Origin of the sequence: Undibacterium hunanense (genome assembly GCF_014284335.1) — a bacterium.
Taxonomy (GTDB): Bacteria; Pseudomonadota; Gammaproteobacteria; order Burkholderiales; family Burkholderiaceae_D; genus Undibacterium; species Undibacterium hunanense.
The window spans coordinates 1-11,809 of the sequence record NZ_JACOGF010000024.1 but is presented as its reverse complement, the minus strand read 5'-3'; the positions used below and the strand labels follow the sequence as shown (position 1 = coordinate 11,809).

The following is an 11,809-nucleotide window of genomic DNA, read 5'->3' as shown; positions in this document are numbered from 1 at the left end:
TTTTACATCCTGCGGATTAATGATCGCAGCCATATATACTCAATCATATGACCCATCATGTGATCCATCACGCATTCAATTGAACGAGAACGTATAGTTCACATCCACTGCCGATTCAGTGCCGGTGCGGCCAATAATGCTGACCCTGCGCGTCAGTTGCCAACTGAGTTTGATACCGCCACTGGCATCTGCCAGACCACGTTCTATCGACAGCACCAGGCCCGGCATCAGGCGCTTGCCGACGCTGACCACCTGGTCGGTACTGGTGGTGGTATTGCCGGTAGAGCCAGCTACGGTTTGCCCCGGCAGGCGGGTCGTATTATTGGCGGACGATGAACCGATGGAAAATTCATCAAAGCCCAGACCCTGCACGATATCGCGCGGCACATTACGGCTGCCGTCACCACCGAATATGGCCGAGGCGGCCGACATCAGCAAAGATGCATCACTGCCTGCCAGTTGATCAGCGCCGCGTCCCAATACCAGCCATGACAGTTTTTCAGCATCCGGCACCGCAGGTTCAGACACCAGGCGAACTTGTGGTGCGGCAACGGTGCCGACAATTTCTACCCCTGCTTCTACCGCCAGACCACGGCGCAAGGCGCGGATATTCAAACCAGGATTGGCCGGTGGCCCCTGAAAATTCAAAATGCCACGCTCTATCGCCAGTTGCTGCCCATATCCCTCATACGCGCCTCTGACGGTGCTAATAGAGCCTGTTGCCTGCAAGGGGCTGCCATCGATGGAGCGCAGTCGCAAACTGCCTTCCAGCCCGGTATCAAGCCCACGGCCGACAAACACAAAGCGTGGCCCCATGTCGAAACTGACATCGACACGGGTCTTCAAACCTTTTTTCGGCGCTTCGCTGTCATTGCTCTTTACTGCCAGTTTGTCGCTTTTGCGGGTCACCACCACATCGCTGGACAAACTTGGCGGCGGCATTTTAGGCAGTTTGAAATAGGCGCCATCGGTATCCACCTTGCCAGTCAGGCTCCAGATATTATTGGCTTCGACAATGTCGGCCTTGCCGGACACCACCAACCATCTGTCCTTGCGCTGCAACAGGGGGAAATGCTGCCACTGCGCCCGTATGCTGCCGGTTTCCTTGCCCATGTCGATATCGCCACTGGCTTTGAATTCACCTTTTTGCCCAACCAGCTCCATGCCTTGCAACAGCGCATGGCGCGGCACACTGGTAATGGTATTGGAAAACTGCAGATTACTGACCTTCAGGTGGGTGTCTTCAATTTGTGCATCCAGGCTGCCATTTGGCAACAATAAACCCTCGGCGGCGAAGGCGACTTCCAGCTCGCGACCTGCCAGGTCAGCGCGGTAAGCAGGTTTGCCTACGGTGCCCATCAGCCGCGCATCGACATTCAGTTTTCCTTTCAGTACCAGGCCAGGATTGATCCACGGTCCCAGCCATTGCAGGTCAGGTATAGCTGCCGTGGCCTGACCATTCAAAGCTGCCGACGGGGCAATGGTCCAAGCGCCATCCTGTTTGCTCAACAAGGTGTTGGCCTTGACTTTCCAGCTACCCAGGCGTGCGCCCTCCGCATTCATGGTCAATGCCAGGTCTTCGCCATCGGTGCCAGCCACCAGACCGCCAAGCCTCATCTGCAATTGCAAGTCACGTATGCCGAGGGCGACAGAATTGCCTGTGCCATCCGGATCGTTGAAACGCAAATCACCGCTCTGGCGCTGTATTTTAATCTCGCCCTGCGCATGATCACGCAGTTGCAGATCCCATTGCGCGTTCAGTTTCAGGTTGCCTGTAACGGCATATTGTGGTCGCACCAGATTGGCAATATCAATCACCCTGACATCGGTGATACGGCCTTTGGTTTTCAGTGCAGCAGGTGTCCATTCCAGTTCTTCCAGCACCAGGCTGCCCAGTTCACTATGCAATGACAAGGCCCCCAGGCGTACTGACTGTGAGGACAATTGCAGGGGAGCGCTGCCCTGCATTTTTACATCCGGCTTGCCATTCAGGCTGAGTGCCTGCAACTGGCCATTCCAGCTCCAGCCTTGCGCATTTTTCGCATCCGCCTGCATGCTGCCATTTGCCCCCAGGCCAAAGGTCTGGCGATTCGGGAAGGTACTTTCCAGCGCGATGGTATGGGCATCACGCCTGCCCTTCAGTTGCAGATGCAGTTCGCTTATCTTGTCTGCTGCTGCCTGTGCTTTGACCTGTGCTGGCGTTGGCGTTGGTACTGGCGTTGGTACTGACGCTGATGCCGGCGCTGATGCCTGTGTTGCATTAGTGGCTACTGGACTAACGCTAAAGTCAGGTAAATCACCACCAATATGGCTGGCCACGATGTCGCCGTCAAAATTACCCTTGCTGCCATTGTCCAGGTTCAGTCTGGATTTAAGCTGGGCGATCGTCCATTCGCGGCTACCGTATTTAATGCGCAATTGCTGGGCCTGTGCATCCAGGCTGCCTGCCGGTTCGGCAAACTTGCCACGCAGGCTGATATCGGCTTTCAAGGCACCGTTCAATGCCAGTTGCCAGTTACTCAACAAGGGATTGAAATGATTCAATTCCGGCGCATCCAGATTCAGTTTCAGCACATCGTCCGCAGCCCCCCAGTTACCCTGTCCCGTCAGGGTATTTTTCCCCCAGTGCAGATCGAGTTGTCTGACGCGCACTTGCTGGTCCTGCAGCCATTGCAGGTCAAGACTGGATTGCACGACCTGCCCTGCGTATTGTCCCTGCAGTTGCGGCACGCTGATTTGCAGATTGAGTCGTGGTGAGATTTCCCCCTGCAGGCTGATGGCCGCCTGCAGGTTACCGGCGGGGGTGGCTATCCAGCGCGCCGGGTCAAAATTGCTCAGATTGGCCTTGAGTTTGAATGCCTGCTTGCCAGAAAAAGCGATGTCTCCAGATCCCTGCAAATGGGCATCTTCTGCCTGCAGATCAAATTTATCCAGACTGAACAATTGCGTCACGCCGTGGTAAGTGCCATCTGCCTTCAGGCTGGCTTTGGTGTCCGTCAACTGGGCCTGCAAGTGGATGATTTTGTCCTTGTCAGTCTGGGCAGAAAGCTTGCCTTTGATCTGGCTGGCATGCAGGCGCTGGTCTATCTGCGCCAAATCCACATTGGACAAGCTCAGTTGCACATCCGCAGCCAGTTCAGCATTGACCCAGCTCAGGCGTGCATCGCCCTGCAACTTGCCATTGCCATTCAATTGCACGGCCAGCCCCTGCAAGGCCAGGCGATCGGCTTCCAGTTGCAGCCTGGCAGTCAGTGACTGCACTGGCAAGCCCTGTTTGTTGATGGCTGCGGCCTGCGCATTGCTGGCACTGACATCGCCCGCCAGCACGAAGCGGGACGCATTTTTGTCACCCACCGGTTTCAGCCTGGCCAGTAAACGCAAGTCGGCCTGCGGTGCGGCTGCCTGCCAGGCCGCCGGATTAAAATGCTGGATATCCAGATTCAACTCACGCAAATACGGTGCATCAAAAGGCGTCAGACTGGCCTGGGCCTGCCCCTGCAATTGTGCATTCTGCTGATTCTGCTCTGCGGCCTGGGCTTGCAATGCCAGTTGCAATTCTTGCAGACTGCCGGCTACGCTACCCTTCAATGCCAATGCCGGTATGTCTTGCTGTACCTGGCCCTGCAGGCTGAACTGGCCATTCAGTTTATAAGGACGCAGGCTGGCCAGCGAGGATTGCATTTCTGCCCGTCCCCATGGGCTGGTCACGCCGGCCACCAGCCGGTATTGCCGGTCCTGGAAATGCAGGCTGCCACTGAGCGCGCTCAGCACCAGGGTTTCGCGCTGTTTGCCATCTTCTGACAAGGTCGCAATATGCAAATGACCGAGCGCCAGCTTATGTGCATCCAGGGTAAATGGCAGGCTGAGATCAGTCGGCAATTTGGCCGGGTCTTTGCCAGGCAGACTGGCAATGCGCAATGAACTGGCCTGCAAGCGTGGAATATCCACCTGCTGACGCCACAAGGCAGCAGGACGCCATTGCAGGCTGACGGCATTCGCCTCGATCACCAGTGTCTTGCTTTTATAGCTGAACTTGTCGATGGCCAGATCATCTCCCACCGCACCTTTGATGCCTTCAAATTGCAGGCTGCCGCCACTGATTTTTTCAGTGACAGCCAACAAGCTTCTGGTGCCCGATTCCGTCTTGCTGGCCCAGGTGAGCAGGATGGTCAGAGTCACAGCCAGTAACAGCAAAAACAGACAGGTCACCAGCAGCAGACGCGCCAGCACCGAGCGATTTTTTTTGGTCTTTGCTACCGTCGTTTTTGCTTCGGGTGTCGTCATGTCAGAAAGCGATCGCGATGGAAAAATCCAGCCTGAGTTTTTTGGACTGACGGCCATACGCCAGATCCAGTGCTATCGGCCCGGCCGGTGTTTTATAACGTGCCCCCACACCCATGCCCTGGCGCAGATTCAATTCACGCCAGGTATCTGCCGCATTGCCTACATCAATAAACGTGGCCGCGCCCCATTCGGGATGCAGCCAATGTACATATTCTGCGCTGGCAGTGGCCATGACACGCCCGCCACGGGTACTGGTCGCGTTTTGTATGCCCAGGCTCTGATAGGCATAACCGCGTACAGTCGTGCTACCGCCGGTGCGGAACAGATAGTCTTCAGGAATACCATCACCACTGGTGGAAAATACATTTCCTACTTCAGCACGCAGGATGACGCTGTCATTCTTGCGCACCGGTATCCAGCGCTGGTATTTGCCGTAGACCCGCACGAAACGCTGATCTGACCACAAGGCTTTTTCTGATACAGCCAGGTCCAGTTGATATATCTCGCCCTTGCGCGGATCAAACGGTTGATCAACATCACGCCAGGTCCAGCCCACGCTGGCGACCAGCGCCCGATGGAATTCATCGGGGGTGTCGGCAACTGTCAGTTTTTCCCGGACGACATTTAAACCCAGACGCTGTTCCAGATGACCACGTGTACTGGTCCGTTTGACACCCAAAGACTGGCGGTTGGTCAGCACACCGGAAATATCCTCGCGTTCTATCAGCACACCGAAAGAATCCAGATAATTATTTTCACGCGGCGGTAAATAGATGTCGGCGTATCCCAGTTGGCGACGCTGCTCCAGCCTTACTGCGCTGCGTAAATCCCAGGCCTTGCGAAGAATATCGCGGTCACGATAGGCAACTTCACTGCGATAGCCGGTATTGGTGCTGTAACCCAGACCAAAGCTCAGGTCACGCGCCTGTCGTTCTACTACGTTGACGTCCACTGGTACTGCACTGGCTTTTTCTGGATCCGGGTCTATGCCCACGGTAACGGTGGCAAAGTAAGGTGAATTCTGCAAGGCCCGCTGAAAATCCAGCAGACGCGAGCGCGAATACAACTCACCCTTTTTAGGTGCCTGGTAACGGTCTATCAGCCATGATGGATAGCGCTGCATGCCGGTGACGCGGACGTCACCCAGGGTGAACACCGGGCCACTGTCTACATCGACCTGCAAGATGCCACGATGTTCATCGGCATCTATTTTGGCTTCGGTGGATGTCAGCGCTGCCGCCGCATAGGCATCGGCACGCAGACTTTCCAGCAACTGGTTTTTGGCATCAGTCCAGTCAGCTTCACGAAATGGTTGCCCGACCGCTAGCCCCCAGTCTTCCTGCAAGGCACGTCTGCGCTTGATGGATGGCTGATCGCCGGCATCAATCGCATCAGCCATGGGGCCGAGTATTTTGAGTGAAACATTTTCTATCACCGTGCGCTCACCCGCATCAATAGTGACATGTATCAGCTTGGCGACACCGGCAGGGGTATCGGTACTGTCCAGATTATCAAACTGTATCTTCGGTGAAAAATAACCCTCGGTTGCCAGGATGCCGCTAATATCCTGGCGCAGTTTGCGTATCAGTGATGGCGTGATATTTTGCGCATCGGCATTGGCTGCAAATTCAGGAATATGCTGCCTCAGCAAATCTGCCCAGGTCGCTTTTGGGGTTTGCAATTGCAGGCGTCCACTGCTGGCCCTGACCACGGTGTCGGGGTCGATATCAGGATTATCCTGCGCCGGAGTGAGCGCAGTCGCCGCACTGACTGGCAGGATGGGCGGAGTGGGCGCTACCACCGGTGTTGCCACCTGCTGCGCCCTGACCTGCCCTGTGCCAATCAACCCAAGGGCACACCATATTGCAAGAGAGGTACGCAGTGTCATCTGCATCAGTGATCGCTCACTTGGTTGCCAGTCCAACACGATTGATACCCAGCTTCTTCGCTTCTGAAATCACTTGTATGACTTCATCATAGAGCATACCCTTGTCGGCCGAAACCAGCACCGACAGTTCTGGCTTGGCGTCATGGAATTCACGCAGTTTCTGCATCAGTTGCTTGCGGTCTTTTGCTTCTTCCTTGCTGTCCTGGCGATTATTGCCGTTGTTGCCGGCCTTGCTGTTGATGCTGATGGTAGAAGGCGCATCCGGGCGCAAGGTAATTTCTATGTAATCGGATGGCGGTTGTGTCGATTGTCCAGCTGTCGGCAGATTGATGACGCTGGGATTGGTCATAGGTGCGCACACCATGAAAATCACTAGCAACACCAGCATCACGTCGATATATGGAACGACGTTGATTTCTGCCTTGAATTTGCGTTTACGTTCGCCTCGCAGGGTACTCATGCTGACCTCTTTCCTCTTAGCGTGACTGACGCTGGAGGATATTCGAGAATTCCTCGATGAAGGTTTCAAAACGAATCGCCAGCCTGTCAATGTCATGCGAATAGCGGTTATACGCCAGCACCGCCGGTATCGCTGCAAACAGGCCGATGGCCGTTGCGATCAGGGCTTCGGCAATACCTGGTGCCACCGCAGCCAGCGTCGCCTGCTGCACATTGGCCAGGCCACGGAAAGAATTCATGATGCCCCAGACCGTACCAAACAAACCTATATACGGTGAGACAGAACCGACCGACGCCAGAAAGGACAGATGGGATTCCAGCAAATCCATTTCACGCTGGTAAGAAGCACGCATGGCACGGCGTGCACCGTCCAGCATGGCACCGGCATCCAGCGACGCCTTGTTGGCAGTTTTTACCTTATGGTATTCGCTCATGCCGGCTTCAAAAATACGTTCCAGCGCGCCGGTCGTATCACGACCCGTGCGACGATTACTGGTAGCCGCCGCGTACAAATCCACCAGATTGCCGCCAGACCAGAAATTGCGTTCGAATTCTTCCGTCTGCCCACGCGCTTTTTTGATGGCAAACATTTTACTGAAGATATATGTCCAACTGGTCAGGGATACGCCCAACAGCAACAACATGACCAGTTGCACCAGGATGGAGGCATTGGTAATCAGGCTTAAGAATGAAAGATCTTGGGTAACAGTCATATTGAATCAAGTAAAAAACAAAAAACGTAAGCCTGATGACATGCTGCAATCCGTCAGGCGGATATTCTTCAGGCAATCTTTGCCAGGACATCGACAGGAATGGCTGCCGGACGCACGTTCGCCTTATCCACACAGCCCACCTTGATCTTGCCGCTGGCCAACAGGCGTTCGCCGCACCAGGCCTGCTGCTCGAACTGTACTGATGCCCTGCCCAGCTTTTCGACTACAACCGTCAGCCTAAGTTCATCATCCAGCCTGGCAGGTGCATGATACTCGACTGCCGTGGCTTTGACGACAAACATCAATCCCTGCTGGTCGGCCATATTCTGCTGGTTCACACCGGCTGCGCGTAACCATTCGGTCCGTGCGCGTTCAAAAAACTTCAGGTAATTGGCATAAAAAACGATACCACCGGCATCGGTATCTTCATAATAGACCCGCACTTGCCATTCAAACGGTTTGCTCATGGTGTAAAACTTTAGCGGGAAATTAGTGGACTACAACAAACTACAACAATCCACTGGAAAAGTTATCATAGAAATCATCATTGTAAACTGCTTCTGCAGTGAATGACTGAAACCATGCTGATCTGCTATTGAATCAACATGGTTACGCTTCACAAAAACCATCCGGCCATCAGGATGTGGTGCGCTTGATGGTCAATGGGCCATATCCCTGGCAGGTCGGCATCATTTCTATATGATTGATGTTCACATGCGCCGGCAGGGTGGCAATCCAGTAAGCCGTTTCAGCAATATCGATGGCTGTCAGCGGTACGGTGCCCTCGTAGACCTTGGCTGCGGCATCATCATTGCCACGGTAGCGCACATTCGAAAATTCGGTGCCACCGCACAGGCCAGGAGCAATATTCGTCGCTCTTACGCCGGTACCAACCAGGTCAGCCCGCAGGTTCTTGGTAAATTGATCAACAAAAGCCTTGGTAGCGCCATATACATTGCCACCCGGATAAGCCGTGGAACCGGCAACCGAGCCAATATTGATGACCAGACCACTGCCACGGGTCACCATGTCGGGCAAGATGGCACGGGTCACCGTCACCAGCCCCTTGGTATTGGTGTCTATCATGGTATCCCATTCATCCTGTGAGGCCAGATGCGCTGGTTCAGTACCGAGAGCGAGGCCGGCATTGTTGACCAGTACGTCAATTTGCTTCCAGTCCTGCGGCAAACCATCCAGCGCCTGGCGGATGGAATCCTTGCTGGTGACATCCAGCGTGACCGGCAATAAGGCCGCGCCAAGTTCAGCTTGCAATGCGGCAAGTCGTTCTGCGCGACGGGCGGCAGCAATCACCTTATGGCCCTGGCCGACAAACTTGCGCGCCATTTCTTCGCCAAAACCGGAACTTGCGCCTGTAATCAATACGATCATGCTGATTTCCTTCAATGTGATGGATGAATACAGGCATTTTAATGCACATGCAGCATTTACGATGGACAGGCATGTATTTGGCAGGCTTGCACTTGCCCATTCAAACGTCATCACGTAAAATCCATGCACCATTTCGTCTCACGTGACTGGCGAAACGGCCGAACCTGCACTGCAGGGTATGCAGAATACGCATCACACCGGCCAAAGATGGAGATCCATCGGGAAGCGTGAGATTTCGGAGTCAACCTGACTCCAGCCGTGCGCCTGGGTAGCCTGATGGTAAAAGCAATGAGGCTGCCCCCTATCCGTTTCAGACACCTCATTGACATCAATCAATTGTTTATTAACAGGAATAATCAGGAACCGCCATGTTTGCAAAAAATCATACCCTCGCCAACGTAGATCCAGAACTGTTTGCTACGATACAAAAGGAAAACGTCCGTCAACAAGAACATATCGAGTTGATCGCGTCTGAAAACTATTGCTCCCCAGCCGTCATGGAAGCCCAGGGCTCCCAACTGACCAACAAATATGCCGAAGGCTATCCAGGCAAGCGCTACTACGGTGGTTGCGAACACGTGGACGTGGTCGAACAACTCGCCATTGACCGCCTGAAGCAATTGTTCAATGCCAATTTCGCCAATGTACAGCCAAACTCGGGCTCGCAGGCCAACCAGGGCGTATTCTTTGCCCTGTTGAACCCGGGCGATACCATCATGGGCATGAGCCTGGCTGAAGGCGGCCATCTGACTCACGGCATGCCTTTGAACATGTCTGGCAAATGGTTCAACGTCGTCTCTTATGGCCTCAACGCAGTAGAAGATATCGACTACGATGCCATGGAAAAACTGGCACGCGAAACCAAACCAAAACTCATCATCGCTGGTGCGTCTGCATTTGCATTGCGTATCGACTTTGAACGTTTCTCGAAAATCGCCAAAGAAGTTGGTGCCTACTTCATGGTCGATATGGCCCACTATGCAGGTCTGATCGCTGCTGGCGTCTACCCAAATCCGGTACCGTTTGCTGACGTGGTGACATCCACCACCCATAAGAGCCTGCGCGGACCACGTGGTGGCATTATCCTCAGCAATGACGAAGCAATTGCCAAGAAAATCAACTCGGCGATCTTCCCTGGCTTGCAAGGTGGCCCATTGATGCACGTCATCGCCGGTAAGGCAGTGGCATTCAAGGAAGCCCTGTCGCCAGAATTCAAGGCTTACCAGGAACAAGTTGTTAAAAATGCGGCAGCCCTGGCAACTACCCTGACCGAACGTGGCCTGCGTATCGTTTCTGGTCGCACTGAATCGCACGTCATGCTGGTTGATCTGCGCCCTAAAGGTTTGACAGGCAAGGAAGCAGAAGCCATCCTCGGTTCTGCCCACATCACCTGCAACAAAAACGGTATTCCGAATGACCCGCAAAAACCGATGGTCACATCCGGTATCCGTCTGGGCAGCCCCGCCATGACGACACGCGGCTTCACAGAAGCTGAAGCAGTAAAAGTCGGTAACCTGATTGCAGACGTACTTGAAAATCCGCATGATGCCGCCACTATTGAACGTGTGAAAGCTGGCGTCAAAGCACTGACAGATGCTTTCCCGGTCTACGAAGCATAATTCAGCGAAATAAAACGCCACTCCATGAGTGGCGTTTTTTAAACTTTAGGCAAACTCTATGAAATGCCCTTTCTGCCACAATGACGATACCCAGGTTATCGATACCCGTGTTTCAGAAGAAGGCAATGTAATTCGCCGTCGCCGCCGTTGTGCTGATTGCGATAAACGATTTACGACCTATGAACGGGTCGAACTGGTGATGCCCGTCATCGTCAAGAAAAACGGCAGCCGCACCGAATACGAAACCGCCAAACTGCGCGCCAGTCTCATGCTGGCCCTGCGCAAACGCCCGGTTTCTGCCGAAGCCGTTGAAACAGCGATCCAGCGCATAGAAGAAAAACTGCTCTCCAGCGGTGAACGCGAAGTCATGTCCGGCCACGTCGGCGAACTGGTCATGCGCGAATTAAAACGCCTCGACAAAATCGCCTATATCCGCTTTGCCTCCGTCTACAAAAGCTTCGAAGATGTATCGGAATTTGCCGAGGCGATACAGGAAGTCAAGAAGAGCTAAGCTCTTTAAACTCTCGCCTGGTACAAATTTCAATGGAGCTTCGGCTCCTTTTTTGTTGTCTATCGGATTGGTGACCCAAAACCTTTAACCACAGAGACACAGAGAAATGCAAGAGGATCTGTAGATGCTAAGCAGCGCCCTCTTCAAGGATCTGAATTCGTCGCTCCAGCGCAGGCTTACTGTTGTGCGGAATAATGTGCCTGACTCGTTCTGAACGTCAAGTACGAGCCGTGTCCTGGTAATTTTTCTAGGTCGGAGACTTAATTCTGCAATTGAATATTATTTGCCAATGGTCGTGCTTAAAGCTCCTTCCCCTTCAAGGGGAAGGTTGGGATGGGGATGGGTTTGCGACGTAAATTCATCCATCGTCAATCGACCGAAACCCATCCCCACCCTACCCCTCCCCTTGAAAGGGAGGGAATTCACTCGTTATTGTTTGCCAAGGACATTATTCCGGACAACAGTGAGCGCAGGCTGGAGCCTGGCGGCGTTGTTTGATGTGCCGTGCGGTATGATCAGAATACGATAGAGCGCCAGGAGAGCGGTGCGCGCAGCGCACCCTACGCAGTGAAGAAGCGCTGCGGAACGGAAATAAAATCAGAACATAAGATCAGGGTCCCAGAAGACAGAGTAAAAGCAGAGATTTCTCTGTGTTTTTTGCTGTTCTCGCCTTTCTCAGTGCCCTCTGTGCATCCTCTGTGCCTCTGTGTTGAGAGGTCTTGAAGTTGCTGTTGAAGTTGATTGGAGAGGTGTTGCTCTTGAAGTTGTTTTACGCGCCTATATTTCGTTCGCGCAAAAGCAAAACCCCCACTCATTAGCTGAGCGGGGGTTTGCGGAATAAAAGCCTGACGATAACCTACTTTCACACTGGTTGCAGCACTATCATTGGCGCGTAATCGTTTCACGGTCCTGTTCGGGATGGGAAGGGGTGGTACCGATTAGCTAT

8 protein-coding genes, 1 rRNA gene and 1 riboswitch are annotated in these 11,809 nt (G+C 53.7%); of the genes, 2 read left to right on the top strand and 7 right to left on the bottom strand.

Annotation, left to right across the window (positions count from 1 at the left end; all coding sequences use genetic code 11):
- Window positions 1–75 precede the first annotated feature (75 nt).
- The 6 genes from H8L32_RS26525 to H8L32_RS26500 all read right to left on the bottom strand — a co-directional run bounded on the left by H8L32_RS26525 (window position 76) and on the right by H8L32_RS26500 (window position 8,733).
- Entirely contained in the window at window positions 76–4,284 is a 4,209-nt protein-coding gene (locus H8L32_RS26525; protein ID WP_186950879.1) for a translocation/assembly module TamB domain-containing protein, read from the bottom strand.
- 1 nt (window position 4,285) lies between these two features.
- Window positions 4,286–6,178, bottom strand: coding sequence for an autotransporter assembly complex protein TamA (locus H8L32_RS26520; protein WP_186950878.1), 1,893 nt, complete (start codon window positions 6,176–6,178; stop codon window positions 4,286–4,288).
- 10 nt (window positions 6,179–6,188) lie between these two features.
- The gene (locus tag H8L32_RS26515) at window positions 6,189–6,632 is read right to left on the bottom strand and encodes an ExbD/TolR family protein (protein ID WP_186950877.1); all 444 of its coding nucleotides are present in this window, start codon (window positions 6,630–6,632) and stop codon (window positions 6,189–6,191) included.
- Window positions 6,633–6,648: 16 nt separating this feature from the next.
- Entirely contained in the window at window positions 6,649–7,344 is a 696-nt protein-coding gene (gene tolQ / locus H8L32_RS26510) for a protein TolQ (protein WP_186950876.1), read from the bottom strand.
- Between the two features lie 68 nt (window positions 7,345–7,412).
- Window positions 7,413–7,811, bottom strand: coding sequence for a tol-pal system-associated acyl-CoA thioesterase (ybgC, locus tag H8L32_RS26505; protein ID WP_186950875.1), 399 nt, complete (start codon window positions 7,809–7,811; stop codon window positions 7,413–7,415).
- Window positions 7,812–7,980: 169 nt separating this feature from the next.
- Window positions 7,981–8,733: an SDR family NAD(P)-dependent oxidoreductase gene (locus H8L32_RS26500; protein ID WP_186950874.1), complete on the bottom strand. Its 753-nt coding sequence runs from the start codon at window positions 8,731–8,733 to the stop codon at window positions 7,981–7,983.
- Between the two features lie 132 nt (window positions 8,734–8,865).
- A riboswitch (ZMP/ZTP riboswitch) is annotated at window positions 8,866–9,010 on the top strand.
- A 91-nt stretch (window positions 9,011–9,101) separates the two neighbouring features.
- Here H8L32_RS26500 and glyA point away from each other — a divergent pair.
- Together glyA and nrdR are read left to right on the top strand one after the other, a co-directional pair.
- On the top strand, window positions 9,102–10,352 hold the full coding sequence (gene glyA / locus H8L32_RS26495; protein WP_186950873.1) for a serine hydroxymethyltransferase: 1,251 nt from the start codon (window positions 9,102–9,104) through the stop codon (window positions 10,350–10,352).
- A gap of 58 nt (window positions 10,353–10,410) precedes the next feature.
- Window positions 10,411–10,863, top strand: coding sequence for a transcriptional regulator NrdR (gene nrdR, locus H8L32_RS26490; RefSeq protein ID WP_186950872.1), 453 nt, complete (start codon window positions 10,411–10,413; stop codon window positions 10,861–10,863).
- 843 nt (window positions 10,864–11,706) lie between these two features.
- On the opposite strand, the gene rrf is transcribed toward nrdR, so the two are convergent.
- Window positions 11,707–11,809 (bottom strand): 5S ribosomal RNA (gene rrf, locus H8L32_RS26485); the annotation flags it as partial.